23 protein-coding genes are annotated in these 19,189 nt (G+C 72.3%); 14 read left to right on the top strand and 9 right to left on the bottom strand.

Annotated features, from left to right (window positions below; genetic code table 11):
• Positions 1–9: 9 nt before the first annotated feature.
• Positions 10–828, bottom strand: coding sequence for a hypothetical protein (locus D1J60_RS37265; RefSeq protein WP_164720903.1), 819 nt, complete (start codon positions 826–828; stop codon positions 10–12).
• 300 nt (positions 829–1,128) lie between these two features.
• On the opposite strand from D1J60_RS37265, the gene D1J60_RS15190 reads away from it, so the two are divergent.
• Entirely contained in the window at positions 1,129–1,803 is a 675-nt protein-coding gene (locus D1J60_RS15190; RefSeq protein WP_125821461.1) for a polysaccharide deacetylase family protein, read from the top strand.
• Positions 1,804–1,806: 3 nt separating this feature from the next.
• Here the strand turns inward: D1J60_RS15190 and D1J60_RS15185 are convergent, their stop codons facing one another.
• Positions 1,807–2,574, bottom strand: a complete 768-nt coding sequence (locus D1J60_RS15185; RefSeq protein WP_125603199.1) for an SDR family oxidoreductase — start codon at positions 2,572–2,574, stop codon at positions 1,807–1,809.
• Positions 2,575–2,681: 107 nt separating this feature from the next.
• A complete protein-coding gene (locus tag D1J60_RS15180; RefSeq protein ID WP_125603198.1) occupies positions 2,682–3,014 on the bottom strand; it encodes a YnfA family protein in 333 nt (110 codons plus the stop codon).
• 164 nt (positions 3,015–3,178) lie between these two features.
• Between D1J60_RS15180 and D1J60_RS15175 the strand changes: the two genes are divergently transcribed.
• Positions 3,179–3,661, top strand: a complete 483-nt coding sequence (locus D1J60_RS15175; protein ID WP_241253281.1) for a hypothetical protein — start codon at positions 3,179–3,181, stop codon at positions 3,659–3,661.
• A gap of 15 nt (positions 3,662–3,676) precedes the next feature.
• Here D1J60_RS15175 and D1J60_RS15170 read toward each other — a convergent pair whose 3' ends face one another.
• Together D1J60_RS15170 and D1J60_RS15165 are read right to left on the bottom strand one after the other, a co-directional pair.
• Positions 3,677–4,414, bottom strand: coding sequence for a Mut7-C RNAse domain-containing protein (locus D1J60_RS15170; RefSeq protein WP_125821459.1), 738 nt, complete (start codon positions 4,412–4,414; stop codon positions 3,677–3,679).
• A gap of 52 nt (positions 4,415–4,466) precedes the next feature.
• Entirely contained in the window at positions 4,467–4,883 is a 417-nt protein-coding gene (locus tag D1J60_RS15165) for a helix-turn-helix domain-containing protein (RefSeq protein ID WP_125821458.1), read from the bottom strand.
• A gap of 175 nt (positions 4,884–5,058) precedes the next feature.
• On the opposite strand from D1J60_RS15165, the gene D1J60_RS15160 reads away from it, so the two are divergent.
• Complete coding sequence (locus D1J60_RS15160; protein ID WP_125824044.1) at positions 5,059–5,955, top strand: NADP-dependent oxidoreductase; 897 nt, start codon at positions 5,059–5,061, stop codon at positions 5,953–5,955.
• A gap of 279 nt (positions 5,956–6,234) precedes the next feature.
• Here D1J60_RS15160 and D1J60_RS15155 read toward each other — a convergent pair whose 3' ends face one another.
• Positions 6,235–6,672, bottom strand: coding sequence for a hypothetical protein (locus tag D1J60_RS15155; RefSeq protein ID WP_007264729.1), 438 nt, complete (start codon positions 6,670–6,672; stop codon positions 6,235–6,237).
• Positions 6,673–7,018: 346 nt separating this feature from the next.
• Here D1J60_RS15155 and hemL point away from each other — a divergent pair, with 346 nt between their 5' ends.
• From hemL to D1J60_RS15115, 8 genes are all read left to right on the top strand, one after another.
• Positions 7,019–8,341, top strand: a complete 1,323-nt coding sequence (gene hemL / locus D1J60_RS15150) for a glutamate-1-semialdehyde 2,1-aminomutase (protein WP_125821457.1) — start codon at positions 7,019–7,021, stop codon at positions 8,339–8,341.
• On the top strand, positions 8,338–9,012 hold the full coding sequence (locus D1J60_RS15145; protein ID WP_125595385.1) for a histidine phosphatase family protein: 675 nt from the start codon (positions 8,338–8,340) through the stop codon (positions 9,010–9,012). The genes hemL and D1J60_RS15145 overlap by 4 nt, the downstream gene beginning before the upstream one ends.
• Before the next feature lie 134 nt (positions 9,013–9,146).
• Positions 9,147–10,382: a hypothetical protein gene (locus D1J60_RS15140; protein WP_125821456.1), complete on the top strand. Its 1,236-nt coding sequence runs from the start codon at positions 9,147–9,149 to the stop codon at positions 10,380–10,382.
• 119 nt (positions 10,383–10,501) lie between these two features.
• The gene (locus D1J60_RS15135) at positions 10,502–11,146 is read left to right on the top strand and encodes a TlpA disulfide reductase family protein (RefSeq protein WP_125595383.1); all 645 of its coding nucleotides are present in this window, start codon (positions 10,502–10,504) and stop codon (positions 11,144–11,146) included.
• 4 nt (positions 11,147–11,150) lie between these two features.
• Positions 11,151–11,933, top strand: coding sequence for a cytochrome c biogenesis protein CcdA (locus D1J60_RS15130; RefSeq protein ID WP_241253280.1), 783 nt, complete (start codon positions 11,151–11,153; stop codon positions 11,931–11,933).
• 13 nt (positions 11,934–11,946) lie between these two features.
• Complete coding sequence (locus D1J60_RS15125) at positions 11,947–13,662, top strand: cytochrome c biogenesis protein ResB (RefSeq protein ID WP_125821455.1); 1,716 nt, start codon at positions 11,947–11,949, stop codon at positions 13,660–13,662.
• Positions 13,659–14,750: a c-type cytochrome biogenesis protein CcsB gene (gene ccsB / locus D1J60_RS15120; RefSeq protein WP_125595381.1), complete on the top strand. Its 1,092-nt coding sequence runs from the start codon at positions 13,659–13,661 to the stop codon at positions 14,748–14,750. Before D1J60_RS15125 ends, ccsB begins: the two co-directional genes overlap by 4 nt.
• A gap of 25 nt (positions 14,751–14,775) precedes the next feature.
• The gene (locus D1J60_RS15115; protein ID WP_125821454.1) at positions 14,776–15,279 is read left to right on the top strand and encodes an SRPBCC domain-containing protein; all 504 of its coding nucleotides are present in this window, start codon (positions 14,776–14,778) and stop codon (positions 15,277–15,279) included.
• On the opposite strand, the gene D1J60_RS15110 is transcribed toward D1J60_RS15115, so the two are convergent.
• On the bottom strand, positions 15,255–15,800 hold the full coding sequence (locus D1J60_RS15110; RefSeq protein WP_125821453.1) for a hypothetical protein: 546 nt from the start codon (positions 15,798–15,800) through the stop codon (positions 15,255–15,257). The two genes, D1J60_RS15115 and D1J60_RS15110, sit on opposite strands and share 25 nt — an antisense overlap.
• A gap of 80 nt (positions 15,801–15,880) precedes the next feature.
• Positions 15,881–16,357, bottom strand: coding sequence for a MarR family transcriptional regulator (locus D1J60_RS15105; RefSeq protein ID WP_125821452.1), 477 nt, complete (start codon positions 16,355–16,357; stop codon positions 15,881–15,883).
• A 117-nt stretch (positions 16,358–16,474) separates the two neighbouring features.
• Here D1J60_RS15105 and D1J60_RS15100 point away from each other — a divergent pair, with 117 nt between their 5' ends.
• Positions 16,475–16,840: a cupin domain-containing protein gene (locus D1J60_RS15100; RefSeq protein ID WP_241253279.1), complete on the top strand. Its 366-nt coding sequence runs from the start codon at positions 16,475–16,477 to the stop codon at positions 16,838–16,840.
• 4 nt (positions 16,841–16,844) lie between these two features.
• On the opposite strand, the gene D1J60_RS15095 is transcribed toward D1J60_RS15100, so the two are convergent.
• Positions 16,845–17,168, bottom strand: coding sequence for a PLD nuclease N-terminal domain-containing protein (locus D1J60_RS15095; RefSeq protein ID WP_125821451.1), 324 nt, complete (start codon positions 17,166–17,168; stop codon positions 16,845–16,847).
• A gap of 90 nt (positions 17,169–17,258) precedes the next feature.
• Here D1J60_RS15095 and D1J60_RS15090 point away from each other — a divergent pair, with 90 nt between their 5' ends.
• On the top strand, positions 17,259–18,716 hold the full coding sequence (locus tag D1J60_RS15090) for a menaquinone biosynthesis decarboxylase (protein WP_125595376.1): 1,458 nt from the start codon (positions 17,259–17,261) through the stop codon (positions 18,714–18,716).
• Entirely contained in the window at positions 18,713–19,183 is a 471-nt protein-coding gene (locus D1J60_RS15085; protein WP_125821450.1) for a hypothetical protein, read from the top strand. The genes D1J60_RS15090 and D1J60_RS15085 overlap by 4 nt, the downstream gene beginning before the upstream one ends.
• Positions 19,184–19,189: the final 6 nt, after the last annotated feature.

Genomic DNA, 19,189 nt, shown 5'->3' with positions numbered 1-19,189 from the left:
CTGACGGGGTCAGGAGGCCTTGCTGCTCTTCGACAGGTTCTTCTTGGCCGCGAACGGGCCGGCGGGGTCGTCCACGAAGACCACCTGGTTCCAGCGCCTCAGGACCAGGGGTTCCGTGGTGATGGGACCGCAGTCGAGGTTGCCCGCGGGGGCGTTGGCGTTGCACTGGAGCTCGTACACGGTGCCGATCGTGGTCTGGACCTTGAAGTTGGCGGCCGGACCGTGCACCGAGAGGGTCGCGGAGCAGACCGTGCTCGCGTCCGGGTAGCCGGGGTTCTGCGCCGGGTTGGTGAGGTCCTGGCGGATGTAGTTCCCCGTCGTGTCGTCGTGCCGGTGGCCACCGTATGCGACGCCGTCGACGAGGAAGACGCTCATTTCCTCGGTCTGGTTGGGGAGGACGGAGTCGATGTCGTTGCCGCACGCGCTGGTTCCGGGGGGTCCGGGCGGGCCGGGGGTGCCGGGCTGGCCGGGCGCGCCGGGCTGGCCGTCTCGGCCGTCTCGGCCGTCGCGGCCGGGGGCTCCGGGGGCTCCGGGGGGTCCGGGGGGTCCGGGCGGGCCGACCTTGACGCACTTGTCCTTGTGGGGGTCGGCCGCCGCGCCCTTGACTTCGGGCTCGTAGTCGTCGTTGTCCTTCTCGTCGCCCTTGCACTTCTCGCCGGCCGGCGCCGCGGCGACGGTCGCCGACGCCGGGGCGTCGGTGTCCGCCTGTGCGGGGGTGGCGAGGCCGAGCATCGCGATGGCCATCGTGGCCACCGCGCCGCCGGCGAGCCACTTGCTCTGCCGGGGCAGCGGGCCCATGCGGGACGGTGTCCTTGTCTCAGGACTCATGTGTGGTGCTCCTCGTGGGAACCGGGGGTCTGACGTCGAGGCGTTGGCGGCCTCTGCCCCGCATGGTTCGCCCGCCGGAGCCCGTCCGACGTGAGGCGCGAGGTCCGATCATCAGATAGGTGTCACAAATGGCGCCGATCGGCCGAGCCGCCGCCGCCCGTGCCGGGTGGAGTGCGTCGCGGGCCGCCGGCCACGCGTGCGGATTCACCCCGTGTGACCCCCCAGGGCGCTGCGGGGCGGCAACTTCCGCTTGGGGGAGGGGAATTGACGGCGAGAGTTGGTCTAGACCAAGGTGGCGGCATGTGGAGAACTCGTGTGCTTGTCGCCGCCCTCGCGTCGTTGTCGCTCGCCCTCGGGGCCGCCGGGTCCGCTCAGGCGGGGGTCGGGCTGCCGCCCGTCGTGTCGCACGTGCCGACCCAGGAGAAGGTCGTCTTCATCACCGTCGACGACGGCTGGAACCACGACCCCGAGGCCGCCCGGATCCTGTCCGAGAAGCGGGTGCCGGTGTCGATGTTCCTGCTCCCGGGGGCGACCTCGTACGACACCGCCTACTTCACCGGCCTGGTCGACCAGGGCAGGGCCACCGTCGAGAACCACACCGTCAACCACCCCGACCTCACCACCCTCGACGCCGCCGGGAAGGACGCCGAGGTGTGCGGGGCCGGGGAACGGATCGCCGAGACCTTCGGGAAGACGCCGAAGCTGCTGCGCCCACCGTACGGGGCGGTCAACGACGACGTGCGGCTCGCCGCGAAGGCGTGCGGGGTGAAGGCGCTGGTCACCTGGACGCACGACTTCACCACCTGGGGCCAGACCCCGCCCACACCGCAGCTGAAGGCCGGGGACATCGTGCTGCTGCACTTCACGCCGACGCTGGCGGCGGACCTCCAGCGGGCCCTGGACGCGGCGAAGGCCGCCGGGCTGAGGCCGGCGGCCCTGATGCCGCACCTGAGGAGTGCCGGGCTGGTGCCCTGATGGCTAGAGCTCGCGGTGGACCTTCGTGTTCGAGGCCTGGGCGCGGGGGCGGACCACCAGCAGGTCGATGTTGACGTGGCTGGGGCGCGTCACCGCCCAGGTGATCGTGTCGGCCACGTCGTCGGCGGAGAGGGGCTCCGCGACGCCCTCGTAGACCTTCTCCGCCTTGGTGGCGTCGCCGCGGAAGCGGGTCTTGGCGAACTCCTCGGTCTTGACCATGCCGGGCGCGATCTCGATGACGCGGACGGGCTGGCCCACGATCTCCAGGCGCAGGGTCTCGGCGAGGACGCGGGCGCCGTTCTTGGCGGCGACGTAGCCCGCGCCGCCCTCGTAGGTGGCGTGGCCGGCGGTGGAGGAGAGCACGACGACCGTGCCGTCGCCGGAGGCGGTGAGGGCGGGCAGCAGCGCCTGGGTGAGGTTGAGGGTGCCGATGACGTTGACCTCGTACATCGTGCGCCAGTCGGCCGGGTCGCCGGTGGCGACGGGCTCGGCGCCGATGGCTCCGCCGGCGTTGTTGACGAGTACGTCGCAGCGCTCCAGGGAGGCGGCGAAGGCGTCGACGGCGGGGCGGTCGGTGACGTCGAGGGCGTGGGCGGTGGCCTCGTGGCCGGCCCCGGTGATCTCGGCGGCGAGCGCCTCGATGCGGTCCTTGCGGCGGGCGGTGAGGACGACGTGGTAGCCGGCGGCGGCGAGCTGCCGGGCGGTGGCCGCGCCGATTCCGCTGCTCGCGCCGGTGACGACGGCGGTTCGGGTGGCCGGGCGCGTGCTCATGGGCGGGGCTCCTCGTGGGGTCGGTCGCGGGCCGCGGGCCGCGGGTCGCGGGTTCGCCCGCCGGTTCGGTCGTTCGTACGGGCGAATCTCCGCCAGCATAGGCCGGGTCAGCGGCGCGGCGCGTACATGATCAGGGCCATCCCGGCGAGGCAGACGAGCGCGCCGGCCACGTCCCAGCGGTCGGGCCGGTAGCCGTCGGCGACCACGCCCCACAGCAGGGACCCGGCGACGAACACCCCGCCGTAGGCCGCGAGGACGCGGGCGAAGTCGCCCTGCGGCTGGAGGGTGGCGACGAATCCGTACAGGCCGAGGGCGATGACCCCGGCGCCGATCCAGGCCCAGCCCTTGTGTTCGCGTACGCCTTGCCACACCAGCCAGGCGCCCCCGATCTCCAGGAGGGCGGCGAGGGCGAACAGGGCGGCGGAGCGGGCGATCAGCATGGCTCGAAGCCTACGCACGGGGGTGGGGCGGGGCCGCCGGGCGAATGGCGGACGGCTCGCCCTCATTCGTGTGATGGTCCGATCGGCGGGTGGGCCGGGTGGCTACGGTCGCGCGAGGAGCCAGGAGCCAGGAGCCAGGAGCCAGGAGCGAGGAGGTGGTGGCGGTGCGCCGTGGTGCCGTACGCAGTGTGGTGGTGGCGGGCTTGCTGGTGCTGTGCGGGGCGGGGCCCGTGGGCCCGGCTGGCGCCTGGCCGGGGTCGGACGAGGAGGCCGACGTGGCCTACCACGGGCGGGTCCAGCTGTCCCACGGGCAGCTGAAGCTGTGGATGGTGCCGCAGAACGAGGGTCCGGCGGAGGTGCCGAACGCGACCGTGCGGGTGCGGCTGTCGGCGGACCTCGCCGACCGGCACGAGCTGTCCGAGGGCTGCGCACGGGTCGGCCGGCGGGAGGTGGTGTGCGAGACGGGCACGCTGCCGCGGCACGGGCGCGGACGCCACATCGCGCTGCTGCTCGGGCTGCGGGAGCGGCCGGCCGAGGTCGCGGTGCGGATCGACACCCTGTGGGACGGCGGCGCCGCCGACCGCAACCGCGCCAACAACGAGCACGTGGTGCTGGCGCTGGACACGGGCGACCCGTACGCCTTCTGACCCCGGCCGGGCGGCTCAGACGGTGGCGCCGTCGCCGAACTCGGCCAGGGCGTCGAGGACGATCCGCTCCAGGCGGGAGTGGTGGGCGCCGCGCCAGTAGACGCGCTCGCAGCCGGTGCACTCGGCGAACACGTCGTACGAGCGCTGCGTGCCGTGCTCCAGCCGGGCGCCCACGCTGTCCTTGTCGGCTTCGCGGAGCGGTCCGTTGCAGGCGGTGCAGCGGGTCCAGGGTGCGAGTTCGGGGGCGAACCGGCCTAGGACGTCGCGCAGTTGGTCGTCCGGGTTGTCGCTGTAGACGTACGCGCCGGCGAAGATCTCGCGGCGGCGCAGCAGGCCGCGGTCGCGGGAGAGCAGTACGCGCCGCTCGGCGGCGGAGCGGGTGGCGAGGGCGGGGTCGCCGATGTCCTCGTTCTCGTAGGCCGCGTCGACGCCGAGCAGGCGCAGCCGGCGGGCGAGGGTGCCGAGGTGGACGTCGAGGAGGAAGCGCAGCGGGGCGCCGGTGACACGCTGGGGGCGGTCGACGCCGAACACCTCGACGGATTCGCCGCCTTGGGGCACGTACGCGACGGTGACCTCCCGCCCGTCCACGAGCAGCCGGCCCACCTCGGTGAGGGGGACGCCGGCGGATTCGACGACGTGTCCGAGGCTGGAGGCGCCGTCAGTGGCGGTCGCTACGCGGTCGACGCGCCGGCTGGGCGGGGCGAAGAGGCGCAGTTCGGGGGCGAGGGTGAGGTGGATGCCAGGACCGTTCACGGTCCCAGCATGCCATTGGGGGTGTGGTGGTGCGGCCGAATTTCGCAGGGGGTCAGGCGGTGGCGGCGGCCTCGTCGTAGGCGTCGCGGTGGGCGCTGACCTCGTCGAAGTGGTTCTCGGCCCACCGCTTGACGGAGGAGAGGAGGCAGCCGAGGCTGCCGCCGAGTTCGGTGAGGCGGTAGTCGACGCGGACGGGGACGGTCGCGGTGACGGTGCGGGTGACGATGCCGTCGCGTTCGAGGGAGCGCAGGGTCTGGGTCAGCATCTTCTGGCTGACGCCGGGGATCTTGCGGCCGAGTTCGCTGTAGCGCAGGGAGCCCTGTTCGGCTTCGCCGAGGGCGCTGAGGACGAGGCCGACCCACTTGTCGCTGATGCGGGCCAGGAGCTGGCTGGTGGGGCAGTCCCTGACGAAGGCGTCGTAGGCGGCGCGGGCCTCTTCGCGCAGGGCGGCGGCGGTGCGGGTGGCCATGGGAGCCCACTTCCGGGTCGGGTACGCACTCCGGAGTGCGTACTTACGAAAAGAGAGTACCTCTCCATAAGTTAGTGGTCATCGGGAACGGCCGGACGGCCGGTCCGGCCGAGACGAACGGGGAGAGACCATGAGTGAGCAGCAGCAGCAGCAGCCGAAGCAGCGGACCGGGACCATGCGGGCGGCGTTCGTCAGCACCTTCGGCGGCCCGGAGCGGGTGGAGCTGGCGGAGGTGGCGGTCCCGGAGCCGGGGGCCGGGCAGGTCCGGATCCGGGTCCGGGCCGCCGGGGTGAACCCGGTCGACGGCGGCGTCCGCGCCGGCGTCTTCGGCGGGGCCGGGCAGCGGATCGGGCTCGGCTGGGACGTGGCGGGGGACATCGACGCGGTCGGCGCCGGCGTGGACGGCTGGACGGAGGGCCGCCGGGTGGTCGGGCTGCATTACGGCACGGTGAAGCCGCTCGGCACGCACGCCGAGTACGCGGTGCTCGACGCCTCGGCGGTGGCGGCGGCCCCCGAGTCGGTGGACGACGCGGCCGCGGCGGCGCTGCCGCTGGCCGGGCTGACGGCGGCCCGCTCGGTGGACCTCCTGGGGCTCGCCCCGGGCGACTCGGTACTGATCACCGGCGCGGCCGGGGTGGTCGGCGGCCTGGCGGTGCAGCTGGCCGTGCGGGCGGGGCTGGTGGTGACGGCGCTGGCGGGCGCGGGGGACGAGGAGTTCGTACGCTCGCTCGGCGCCGCGGAGTTCGTGGCCCGGGGCGGGGCGCCCGCCGGGCCGGTGGACGGGGTGCTGGACACGGCGGTGCTGGGCGCGCCCGCGCTGGGCTTCGTCCGCGACGGCGGTACGTACGTCGGCGTCATCCCCGGCGCGGCTCCGGCCGCGGAGCGGGGGATCCGGGTGGCGGAACAGGAAGTCGCCCCGGACGGGGCGCTGCTGGCCCGGCTGTCCGCCCTGGTCGACGCGGGCGGGCTGACGCTCCGGGTGGCGGACACCCTTCCCCTCGCGGAGGCCGCCAAGGCCCACGAGGCCCTTGCCACTCCGGGTACCCGGGGGCGCGTGGTCCTGCTCCCCTGACGCACGGCCGTGCCGCCGGACCGGACTCCGTCCGGGTGGGCGGGGGCGGGGCCGGTGCCGGCGGGCCGGGTGCGGATCGCGGTGCCGCTGCGCGGTGCTGCTCCCCGCCCCGCCCTTTGCCCGTTCCCCGGGGCTGCGCCCCGGACCCCCTGGGGGCTCCGCCCCCAGACCCCCGCGCCTCAATCGCCGGCGGGGCTGGAATTTCGCTGCGCGAATCCAGCCCACGCGGCGTTTTGCGCGCAGGGGTAGGGGACCCAGCCCCGCGCAGCGGGAGGGGGGCTACGGCCAGACGAGGCAGTAGGCCTGGTGGCCGTTCTCGTGGAGGCGGTGGGAGAAGTCCTGCCACTCGTGCAGCAGCTGGTAGACGTTGAAGGCGTCGCGCGGCCCGCCGCGGTCGGGGACCGTCGACCAGATGAAGGCGGCCGCGCCCACCGACTCCTCGCCCACCCCGCGCAGCGGGTCCACCACCGTCATCGGCAGCTTGACCACCGCGTAGTCGGGGTGCAGGACGACGAGCTCCAGCGGCGGCACCTTGTGCAGGGGTATGCCCTCGATGCCGGTCAGGACCATCGCGGCCATGGTCTCCGGCTTGATCTTGGTGAACATGCCGCCCATGCCGAGCTCGTCGCCGCCCAGCTCCTCCGGCCGCATCGTCTGCGGCACCCGCGCGGCCGTGGCGCCGTCGGGGGCGCCGAAGTACTTGTACGTCACTCCCATGCCGCGGCCCTTGGGCAGGCCGCCGGTGTCCAGCGCGTCGTCCGCCTCGTCCTCGGTGCCGGCAGGCCGGCCCGGGAGCGGGGCGGGTGCGGGGTCGGCGGCCTCGGCGGCGCGCCGCCGGTGCTTGCCGCGTCGGCGGGCTTCGCGGGCTTCGCGGGCGCGCTGCGGGTCGAGGCCGTCCGTACCCTCGCCCGGTCCACCACCGCGTTGCATATCTCCACCCGACACGTATTGCCTGCCCCGGCCCCGTGGCCCCCGCCACGCAGCCTGATCATCATGGCAGTGACCTCCCCCGCGGCGGCGCGGTGAAACGCCCGTCCGCAAGTCTGTCGCGGCCTCTGAGACCATGGCTGGTGTGAGCTACCCGTACCCGTATGAAGCCCCAGTTTCGCAGACGCTCTTCGAGCGCGCGTCCCTCGTGACCCCCGGCGGCGTGAACTCTCCCGTGCGCGCCTTCCGTGCCGTGGGCGGTACGCCCCGGTTCATGGTGTCCGGTACCGGTCCCTACCTGACCGATGCCGACGGGCGCGAGTACGTCGACCTCGTCTGCTCGTGGGGGCCGATGATCCTCGGCCACTCCCACCCCGAGGTGATCGAGGCGGTGCAGGCGGCGGTCGCCCGTGGCACCTCCTTCGGCACGCCCGGCGAGGGCGAGGTCGCCCTCGCGGAGGAGATCGTCGCCCGTATCGAGCCCGTCGAGCAGGTGCGCCTGGTGTCCTCCGGCACCGAGGCGACCATGTCGGCGATCCGGCTGGCCCGCGGCTTCACCGGGCGCGCCAAGGTCGTCAAGTTCGCGGGCTGCTACCACGGACACGTCGACGCGCTGCTGGCCTCCGCCGGTTCCGGCCTGGCCACCTTCGCCCTGCCCGACACCCCCGGTGTCACGGGCGCGCAGGCCGGCGACACGATCGTGCTCCCCTACAACGACCTCGACGCGGTGCGGGCGGCGTTCGCCGCGCACCCCGGTGAGATCGCCTGCGTGATCACCGAGGCCGCGCCCGGCAACATGGGCGTCGTCACCCCGGCCGAGGGCTTCAACCAGGGCCTCGCCGACCTGTGCCGCGAGAACGGCGCGCTGTACGTCTCCGACGAGGTGATGACCGGTTTCCGCACCTCCCGCGCCGGCTGGTACGGGGTGGACGGGGTCAGGCCCGACCTGATGACCTTCGGCAAGGTCATGGGCGGCGGTTTCCCGGCGGCGGCGTTCGGCGGCCGTGCGGACGTCATGGGGCACCTGGCCCCGGCCGGCCCGGTCTACCAGGCGGGCACGCTCTCCGGTAACCCGATCGCCACCGCGGCGGGCCTGGCGCAGCTGCGGCTGCTGGACGACGCGGCGTACGCGAAGGTCGACGCGGTCTCGAAGGAGATCCAGGGCCTGGTGACGGAGGCGCTGAGCAAGGAGGGCGTGGTGCACCGGCTGCAGACCGCGTCCAACATGTTCTCGGTGTTCTTCACCGGGGAGCAGGTCCGCGACTACGACGACGCGAAGAAGCAGGAAGGGTTCCGCTTCAACGCGTTCTTCCACTCGATGCTGGCGCAGGGCGTGTACCTGCCGCCGTCGGCGTTCGAGTCCTGGTTCGTGTCCACGGCCCACGACGAGCGGGCGGTGGAGCGGATCGCGGCCGCGCTGCCGGCCGCCGCGCGGGCCGCCGCGGAGGCGACGGCATGAGCGACATCACCGTCGTCCACGTGGTGCGGCACGGCGAGGTGCACAACCCGGAGGGCGTCCTGTACGGGCGCCGGGCCGGCTACCACCTCTCCGAGCTGGGCCGGCAGATGGCCGACCGGGTCGCCGAGCACCTCCAGGACCGGGACGTCACCTACGTGGTGGCCTCGCCGCTGGAGCGTGCGCAGGAGACGGCCGCGCCGATCGCGAAGGTGCACGGCCTGGAGCTGGCCACCGACGGCCGCCTGATCGAGGCGGGCAACGTCTTCGAGGGCAAGACCTTCGGCGTCGGCGACGGCGCGCTGCGCAAGCCGGGCAACTGGAAGCACCTGACGAACCCGTTCAAGCCGTCGTGGGGCGAGCCGTACGTCGAGCAGGTCGTGCGGATGATGAGCGCGATCGAGGCGGCGCGGGACGCGGCGCGGGGGCACGAGGCGGTGGCGGTCAGCCACCAGCTGCCGATCTGGATCGTACGGAGCTTCGCGGAGCGGCGGCGGCTGTGGCACGACCCGCGGCGGCGGCAGTGCACGCTCGCTTCGCTGACGTCGTTCACGTACCAGGACGACAGGCTGGTGTCGGTGGGGTACAGCGAGCCGGCGCGGGACCTGGTTCCCGCCCACCTCCTCGCGGGGGCGAAGCCGGTGAAGGGCAAGTCCAAGGCCTTCGGCGCGTAGCCCCCGGGGTGACGGCGGGGCTGTGAACAGCCCCGCCGTCACCGCCGTGGTTTGTCCTACTTTCGTAAAAGTTCCGCATCGCGGGTCGTGTCCGCCTCTCGACGGCGCCGCCATGTCCGTTTATATGACGTTTCATGAGCGATGCGCGCGCCATCACCCGAAGGGCGCTGCTCGGCCTCGGAATCGGGGCCGCCGCAGCCGCCGCAGGCGGGATCGCGGGGTGCGGGGCCGACGGGTCCCGCACCAAGGACGGGCCCGGATCCGGATCCGGAGGCGGGGCGCTGGCCCCCGCGAAGCCCATCGGCGACGGGTCCACCGCCGACACCGGACCCCAGCCGCACCAGCCGCCCCGCCCCACGCCCCTCCAGCCCGGCGAGACGCCCCCGCAGTTCGTCGTCTTCAGCTGGGACGGCGCCGGCGAGATCGGCAACGGCCTCTTCCCGCGCTTCCTCGGCCTCGCCAAGGACCACGGCGCGGCCATGACCTTCTTCCTCTCCGGCCTCTACCTCCTCCCCGAGTCGAAGAAGGACCTCTACCGCCCCCCGAACAACCCCGTCGGGGCCTCCGACATCGGCTACCTCAAGGACGAGAACGTCCGCAGCACCCTGCGCCACGTCCGCCAGGCCTGGCTCGACGGCCACGAGATCGGCACCCACTTCAACGGCCACTTCTGCTCCGGCGCCGGCTCCGTCGCCCACTGGACCCCCGACGACTGGCGCAGCGAGATCGAGCAGGCGACGGCGTTCGTCACCGGCTGGCGCACCCACACCGGCTTCACCGACCTCGAACCGCTCCCCTTCGACTACCGCGTGGAGCTGACCGGCGCCCGCACCCCCTGCCTCCTGGGGCAGGACGCGCTGCTGCCCACCGCCCGCGCGCTCGGCTGGCGCTACGACTCCAGCTCGCCCGGCGGGCTCCAGCGCTGGCCGGTGAAGAAGGAGGGGGTGTGGGACCTGCCGCTGCAGTCGCTGCCCTTCCCCGGGCACTCCTTCGAGGTGCTGTCGATGGACTACAACATCCTCGCCAACCAGTCGCGGAACACCACGAGGGGCGTGGCGGCCAACTACCCCGGCTGGCGCGCCCAGGCCACCGCCACCTACCTCGGCGGCTTCCGGCGGGCGTACGAGACCAACCGCGCGCCGCTCTTCATCGGCAACCACTTCGAGGAGTGGAACGGCGGCATCTACATGGACGCCGTCGAGGAGGCACTCAAGACCATGGCGGACAAAAAGGACGTACGCCTCGTATCCTTCCGGCAGTTCACCGACTGGCTGGACGTCCAGGACCCGAAAGTGCTGTCCGGGCTGCGCACCCTGGGCCCCGGGCAGGCCCCGAACGGCGGCTGGCGGAACCTTTCCGCAGGCCGCTGACCGCCCGCTGACCGCCCGCTCGCCGCCCCCGACCACCCCTGACCAGGGCTTTGAGGGCCGGTCCGCGGGCCGTCGGGGGGTGCGGAAGATCCGCAAATCGGTCATGCGAAACTTTTCACATGAGCCTTAGCCGCGCGCGTTCACCTCGAACCAGCCGCCGCTCGACCAGCGGCCGCGCCGTCCTGCTGACCGCGATCACCCTCGCGAGCGCCCTGACCCTGTCCGCGTGCGGCGATTCGGGCAGTGGCGGCAAGCCGGCCGGCGCCGCCGGCGGCAACTACGTGACCGGCCCCAGCGGCATCTCCACCGTCGCCAAGGCCGACCGCGTCGACGCGCCCAAGCTCGACGGGGAGACCGTCGAGGGCAAGACGCTCGACACCACCACCCTCAAGGGCAAGGTCGTCGTCCTCAACGTCTGGGGCTCCTGGTGCCCGCCCTGCCGCGCCGAGGCCCCGTACTTCGCGAAGGTCTCCAAGGACCTGACCGACGGCGGCAAGGACGTCGCGTTCGTCGGCATCAACACCCGCGACAACAGCAAGCAGAACGCCGCCGCCTTCGAGCAGAACTTCGGGATCACCTACCCGAGCCTCTACGACCCGGACGGCAAGCTGATGCTCCGCTTCCCCAAGGGCACGCTCAACGCGCAGTCCATCCCCTCGACGATCGTCCTCGACAAGCAGGGCAAGATCGCCGCCCGCACCCTCGTCGCGGTCAACGAGGAGCAGCTGCGCTCGATGATCGACCCGCTCCTCGCGGAGCAGTGACCTGGTGGACCCGTACCTCCTGCCGGCCGCCGAGGCGGTCACCGGCGTCAACACCACGGTCCTGAACGGCGCCCTGCTGCTGGCCCTGCCGATCGCCCTGTTCGCCGGGCTGGTCTCCTTCTTCTCCCCGTGCGTGCTCCCGCTCGTGCCCGGCTACCTCTCCTACGTCACCGGCGTCAGCGGTGCCGACCTCGCCGAGGCCCGGCGCGGCCGGATGCTGGCCGGCGCGAGCCTGTTCGTCCTCGGCTTCACCGCCGTGTTCGTCTCGACGGGCGCCCTCTTCGGGCAGTTCGGCGACGTCTTCCAGGGCGAGAACAAGGAGCTCATCACCCGGGTGATGGGTGGCCTGGTGATCGTCCTCGGCCTCTTCTTCATGGGCGCCATCCCGGGCCTGACCATGCGGGAGTTCCGCTTCCACAAGAAGCCGGCGGCGGGCCTGCTCGGCGCGCCCCTGCTGGGCGTGCTCTTCGGCGTCGGCTGGACCCCCTGCATGGGCCCGACGCTCGCGGCCGTCCAGACGCTCTCCATCGACCAGGCCACCGCCGGGCGCGGCGCCCTTCTGACGGCCGTCTACTGCCTCGGCCTCGGCCTGCCCTTCATCCTGGCGGCACTCGCCTTCCGCAAGGCGCTCGGTGCTTTCGGCTGGGTGAAGAAGCACTATGCATGGGTGATGCGGATCGGCGGCGGCATGCTGATCCTGACCGGCGTGCTGCTCGTCACGGGGATGTGGACCGGCATCGTGAACGAGATGCAGAGCTGGACCCAAACCTTCACGGTGGGGATCTGAGGACTACACGGACATGAGTACGACCGACAAGGCGCCCGTCGAGGCGCCCCACGAGGCCGACGCCGAGGCGGAAGCCGACGCCGCCGCCGGAGCGCAGCTCTCCACGGCCCCCGCCGAGGAGAGCGCGGCCGCCCCCGTCGGCATCGGGGTGCTCGGCTGGGCCCGCTGGTTCTGGCGCCAGCTCACCTCCATGCGCGTGGCGCTGATCCTGCTGTTCCTGCTCTCCCTCGGCTCCATCCCGGGCTCCCTCGTCCCCCAGACGCAGGTGGACCCGATGAAGGTCGCCGAGTGGAAGAAGACCCACGAGTTCTGGGTGCCGGCCGCCGAGAAGCTCCAGCTCTTCGACGTCTACAGCTCGGTGTGGTTCTCCGCGATCTACATCCTGCTGTTCGTGTCGCTGATCGGCTGCATCGTCCCGCGCACCTGGCAGTTCGTCGGCCAGCTCACCGGCCGCCCGCCGGGTGCGCCGCGCCGTCTGAAGCGGCTGCCGGCGTACGCGACGTGGCGTACGGAGGCCTCCCCGGAGGAGGTCCTCGCCGACGGGAAGGCGCTGCTGCGCAAGAGGGGCTTCCGTACGGAGTCCGGCGCCGACGCCGTCGCCGCCGAGAAGGGCTACCTCCGCGAGGCGGGGAACCTGGCCTTCCACATCGCCCTGATCGTGATGCTGGTGGCCTTCGCGTGCGGCCAGCTCTTCAAGTCCGAGGGCGGCAAGCTCGTCCTGCGCGGCAAGGGCTTCGCGAACACGCTCACCCAGTACGACGACTTCAAGTCCGGCAGCCTCTTCTCCTCCGACGACCTGCCGCCGTTCTCGTTCACCCTGGACAGGTTCGACGCGAGCTACGAGAAGAGCGGCCCGCAGAAGGGCACCCCGCGCGACTTCAAGGCGTACGTCACCTACAGCGAGGGCGCGCACGGGGAGCCGAAGAAGGCCGAGATCGAGGTCAACAGGCCGCTGGAGATCGACGGCTCCAAGATCTTCCTGCTGGGCCACGGCTACGCGCCGGTCATCTCGGTGACCGATCCCACCGGCAAGGTGATCTACAAGGACGCCGTGCCGATGCTGCCCTTCGACGCGAACCTGAGCTCCTCGGGCGCGGTCAAGGTCCCGGACGGCTACCGCAACAAGAACGGCGACAAGGAACAGCTCGGCTTCAACGCCATGTTCGTGCCGACCTTCGCCGGCGAGGGCAAGGGCACGATGCTCTCGCAGTTCCCGGCCCTGGACTTCCCCGTCCTCGCCCTCAGCGCCTACCACGGCAGCCTGGGCGTCGACGCGGGCCTGCCGCAGAACGTGTACCAGCTGAACACCTCCAAGATGCAGGAGTTCAAGAACCCGGAGGGGCAGCTGTTCAAGCAGCGGCTGCTGCCGGGCGAGACGATGACCCTGCCGGACGGCGCGGGCACCGTGAAGTTCGAGGGCATCGAGCGCTGGGCCACCTTCTCGGTCACCCAGCAGCCCGCCAACGGGCTGGCCCTGGCGGGCGCCCTCGTCGCCATCGGCGGTCTCGCCGCGTCCCTGTTCATCCAGCGCCGCCGGATCTGGGTCCGCGCGGTCAAGGACGAGGACGGCCTGACCGTCGTGGAGCTGGCGGGCCTGGGCCGCAGCGAGTCGGCGAAACTGCCGGAGGAGCTGTCGGTGCTCTGCGCCGCCCTGTACGAACGGGCGCCGAGCCCGGCGCAACCGGCCGAGGCCGGAAACACCGAGGAAGAAGAAGGGGAGCGCGCATGACGACGCTGCTCGCGGCGGCGACGAACGAGAGCCTCGCCGATCTCAGCAACAAGCTGGTGTACGCGTCGATGGCGGTCTACACGCTCGCCTTCCTCGCGCACATCACCGAGTGGGTCTTCGGCAGCCGCAGCAAGGTGGGCCGTACGGCCGCCGCGCTGACGGCGTCGAAGGCGGCGGCCGGAGCGGCTCCCGCCGTACGGGTGCGGCAGAAGGGCGGCGGCACGGCCGTCCTGGACAAGCCGGAGGTCGTCACCCGCTCCGCGTCGGGCAGCCGGGACGTCCCGGACGGCCCGGGCGCGGCCGGCGGCACCGAGCAGGGCGACCTGTACGGGCGGATCGCGGTCTCGCTGACCGTGCTCGGCTTCCTCATCGAGGCGGGCGGCGTGGTCTCCCGCGCGATGTCCGTGCAGCGGGCCCCCTGGGGCAACATGTACGAGTTCTCGGTGACCTTCTCCACGGTCGCGGTCGGCGCGTACCTGCTGCTCCTGGCGCTGAAGAAGAACGTCCGCTGGCTCGGCCTGATCCTGGTCACGACGGTCCTGCTGGACCTCGGCATCGCCACCACCTGGCTCTACACCGACAGTGACCAGCTGGTCCCGGCCCTGCACTCGTACTGGCTGTGGATCCACGTCTCCACCGCCATCTTCTGCGGCGCGGTCTTCTACATCGGCGCGGCCGGCGCGGTGCTCTACCTGTTCCGCGACAGCTACGAGAGCCACCTGGAGGCGGGCCGGACCGTCGGGCGGTTCCGCAGCTCGGTGCTCGAGCGCCTGCCCTCGGCGGCCTCGCTCGACAAGTTCTCCTACCGGATCAACGCGGCGGTCTTCCCGCTGTGGACGTTCACCATCGTCGCGGGCGCCATCTGGGCGGGCGACGCGTGGGGCCGCTACTGGGGCTGGGACCCCAAGGAGGTCTGGTCCTTCGTCACCTGGGTGGCGTACGCCTGCTACCTGCACGCGCGGGCCACGGCCGGCTGGAAGGGCCGCAAGGCCGCCTACCTGGCGCTCTTCGCCTTCGCCTGCTGGATCTGGAACTACTACGGCGTGAACATCCTGCTCAGCGGCAAGCACTCGTACGCGGGCGTCTGACCCGGGGGAGTGGGACGCTGGTGGTATGTCTCCTGTGAGCCATGCCACCAGCGAGCCGCGCGGCCCCGGCCGCTGGACCATCCGCTTCGAGATGCACCTGCCGTACGGGTACGCCGCCCTGTGGCCCGCCCTGACCACGGCGGAGGGGCTGCTCGGCTGGCTGGCGGCGGCGGACGTGCTGGAACGCCGGCTCGGCGGGGCCGTCACCCTGCGCTGGCCCAACACCGGCACCTCCGTGTCCGGGCAGGTCACCGCCTGGGACACCGAGCGGGTCGCCGAGTACACGGTCTCCGAACACGGCCGGATCCGCTTCCACCTGGAGGCGGTCGGCACCGACTCGACGGTGATCCGCTTCCTGAACGAGCGCGGCGGCTCGCCGGAGGAGCGCCTGGACTGCCTGGCCGGCTGGCACGACCACTTCGAGCGGCTGGAGTCCTTCCTGGCCGGGCACCCCACGGACTGGGGGGCCTGGACCGACGTCCGCTGGGCGGAGCTGCGCGCCTCCTACGCGTCCTTCTCCAGGACGTAGGAGCCGCGTGCCGGGCCGGTCCCGAGGAAGAACCCGAAGTACAGCTCCAGCGCCCCGCGCTCGTCGCGGCGCAGCTCGAAGGTCCACGCGTAGCGCTGGGGAGCCGCCGCCGGGGGGCCGGTGCCGGTGCGGGCGGCGGTGGCGGCCGGTGCGGGCAGCCGCAGCCGCAGGTGCTGGCCGAGGGTGCGGTCGGCGGGCTGCCGGCCGGTGAGCCGCCAGGAGCCGGAGCCCGAGAGCCGCCAGCCGGCGGCGTAGTCGCGGTCCTGGCCGTCGAGGAGGGTGACGTCGGCGCTGCCGTCGGCCCGGAAGACCACCTCGGTGCCGTCGACGCAGCGCCAGGTGCCGACGATCTCGGAGATGTCGGCGTCGTACACGGCGGGGACGGGGCGCGCGTCGTGGCGCTGCGGGTCCCAGCCGCCCGTCATGGCGAGCAGGGCGCAGGTGAGCACCCCGTACGCGAGCAGGTTGCGCAGGACCGTGTCGAGGACGCGGATCCCGGGCCGGGTGCGCGGCGGTGGCATGGCCTGATTCTGCCAGCGGGGTTGAACGCGTTCAATGATCTTTCCGGCCGGTTTTCGTCACGCCGCTCCCGTCGCCCGGGTCACCACACCGGCCGCAGCGGCGGGAGTCCCCCGTCGCCGTGCAGGGCGCGGATGAGGCGCGCCAGCTCCCCGCGCAGGGCGCCGAGGTCGGCCTGGCCGGCCAGCTCCGCCTCCAGTCCGTGCAGGACCCGTCCGGCGGTGGCCAGGTGCTGTTCGGCGGCGGGGGTCAGGACGACGAGCCTGCGCCGCCCGCCGCCCGGGTGCGGCTCGCGCCGGACGTAGCCGCGCTTCTCCAGATCGTCGACGATCTGCCCGGCGGCCTGTTTGGTGACCCCGAGCCGCTCGGCCAGCTCGCTGGCGGTGGCGCCGGGGCCCTTGAGGGCCTGGAAGGCCATGCCGTGCAGGGGGCGGAGGTCGGCGTAGCCCTCGTCGGCGAGGCGCCGGGTGAACTCGCCGAGCATCAGCTGGAAGCCGATTCCGAGCAGGAAGGCCAGCTCGACGCCGGAACTCTCTTCGTTGGATGTCACGCGGTCCATGGTGGCATCGGCGGGCGGGCATGCCGAGTAAAGCCCCTTGACTCATGCGAGTAAAGACACTTTACTTACCTCTGTCGTCACGCACTCCACGGAAACGGAAGAGGACCCGCCTTGCACGTGATCAGTGCTTCCCCCGAGAACGTCACCGCCTCCCCCAACGCCACCATGACCGGCCTGGCCGCCCCCAGCCGCGGCAGCTCCGAGCTCTCCACCTGGCACGTCGACATGCCCGCCGGAGCCACCGGCCCCGAGCACTCCGTCAGCCGCGAACAGGTCTGGCAGCTCACCGTCGGCTCCCTGGAGGTCACCTGCGACGGCCGCACCGAGAAGGTGTCCGCCGGTCAGACCCTCGTCCTGCCGCCCGGCGTCCTGCGCCGGATCCACGCCCCCGAGCGCTTCGAGGCGTACGTGGTCATGCGCGCCGACGGCGTCGCCTCGGTCCCCGGCACCGAGGGGACCCGCGTCCTGCCCTGGGCGCGGTGACGCCCTACTCCTTGTCCTTGCCCTTGTCCGTGTCGCCGTCCTTGTCCCTGTTCTTCTCCTGCTCCTCGCGCAGGGACTTCAGGAACTCCGGGTTGTCGTCGGGCGCCACCCACTGCTGCCGGCGCGCCCGGCCCCCGCCGCCGGCCGCGGAGCGCTTGCGGCCCGCGAACAGCCACACCACCGGGCCGACGATCGAGAACAGCAGGATGATCAGCACCCAGACCGTCTTCGGCAGGTGCTTGACCTCCTCCTCCGGGGTGTTCAGGCAGTCGATGAAGGCGTAGATGGTCAGCGCCAGGATCAGCAGGAACGGCAGATAGCGCAGCACGGTGTGGGACCGACTCCCGGGAAGTGACGACGGGCCCGCGCGGGGCCCCGGTGACGGTTCCAGGGTATGGGGTGACGGATACTGGGCTCCATGGCTTACGACGATCTCCGCTCGCTGCTCCGGGCTCTGGAGCGGGAGGGCGACCTCAAGCGCATCAAGGCCGAAGTCGACCCGTACCTGGAGGTCGGGGAGATCGTCGACAGAGTGAACAAGGCCGGCGGCCCGGCCCTGCTCTTCGAGAACGTCAAGGGCTCGGCCATGCCGCTCGCCATGAACGTCTTCGGCACCGACCGCCGCCTCCTGAAGGCCCTCGGCCTCAAGTCCTACGGCGAGATCAGCGAGAAGATCGGCGGCCTCCTCAAGCCCGAGCTGCCCCAGGGCTTCATCGGCGTCCGCGAGGCCTTCGGCAAGCTCGGCTCGATGGTCCACGTACCGCCGAAGAAGGTGAAGGGCGAGTCCGCGCCCGTCCAGGAGGTCGTCCTCACCGGCGACGACGTCGACCTCGACCGGCTCCCGGCGCTCTTCACCTGGCCCAAGGACGGCGGCTCCTTCTTCAACCTGGGCCTCACCCACACCAAGCACCCCGAGACCGGTGTCCGCAACCTCGGCCTCTACCGGCTCCAGCGCCACGACAAGCGCACCATCGGCATGCACTGGCAGATCCACAAGGACAGCCGCAACCACTACGCCGTCGCCGCCGCGCGCGGCGAGCGGCTGCCGGTCGCCATCGCCTTCGGCTGCCCGCCCGCCGTCACCTACGCCTCCACCGCACCGCTGCCGGGCGACATCGACGAGTACCTGTTCGCCGGGTTCGTCGCGGGCAAGCGGATCGAGATGGTCGACTGCAAGACCGTCCCGCTCCAGGTCCCGGCCAACGCCGAGGTCGTGATCGAGGGATGGCTGGAGCCCGGGGAGATGCTCCCCGAGGGCCCCTTCGGCGACCACACCGGCTTCTACACCCCGCAGGAGCCCTTCCCGGCCCTGAAGATCGACTGCGTGACGATGCGGAAGCGCCCGCTGCTCCAGTCGATCGTGGTCGGCCGGCCGCCGACGGAGGACGGCCCGCTGGGCCGCGCCACGGAGCGGTTCTTCCTCCCGCTCCTCAAGATCATCGTGCCGGACATCGTGGACTACCACCTGCCCGAGTCGGGCGGCTTCCACAACTGCGCGATCGTCTCGATCGACAAGAAGTACCCCAAGCACGCCCAGAAGGTCATGCACGCCATCTGGGGCGCCCACATGATGTCGCTGACCAAGCTGATCATCGTGGTCGACAAGGACTGCGACGTCCACGACCTCCACGAGGTCTCCTGGCGGGCACTGGGCAACACCGACTACTCGCGCGACCTGACCGTGGTCGAGGGACCGGTGGACCACCTGGACCACGCCTCCTACCAGCAGTTCTGGGGCGGCAAGGCGGGCATCGACGCGACCAAGAAGCTGCCGGAGGAGGGCTACACCCGCGACGGCGGCTGGCCCGACATGGTCGAGTCCGACCCGGCTACGGCGGCCCTGGTGGACCGCCGCTGGAAGGAGTACGGCCTGTGAGCCCGATTGCCGTGGGCGGTCCCGAGGTCTTCATCGGCACCCCGACGAGGTACGTCGCCCTGATGCGCCCGGAGATCGACCCGACGCAGCCCGGCGTGCTCGCCGCCGCCGAGGAGGCCGGGGTGAGCCCGGAGGAGTTCGCGGGGTCCGGTGACATCTGGGCCCTGGTGTTCGAGGCGGACGGCGACGGCGGCGGCTTCGAGCTGCCGGGCGCGCGGGACACCGAGGCCGACGCCTTCGCGGAACAGCTCCAGCAGGCCCTGGCGGCCGGGGAGGCGTTCACCGCCGAGGCCGGCACCTTCCTGCGCCTCGACGCCCGCCCCTCCGGCGCCTCCTGGGAGGTGACCGCCCGGGTCACCCCGCCCGAGGGCCACGACGACGAGACCGTCCGGACGCTGGAGCTCGGCGCCCTCCCGGCGGCGGAGCTCGCGGCCGACCTCGAAGCCTTCCGCGGGAGCCTCGCGTGATGACCA

This window comes from Streptomyces sp. W1SF4 (genome assembly GCF_003950035.1).
Taxonomy (GTDB): Bacteria; Actinomycetota; Actinomycetes; order Streptomycetales; family Streptomycetaceae; genus Streptomyces; species Streptomyces racemochromogenes.
This window is presented reverse-complemented; position numbering and strand designations above follow the sequence as displayed.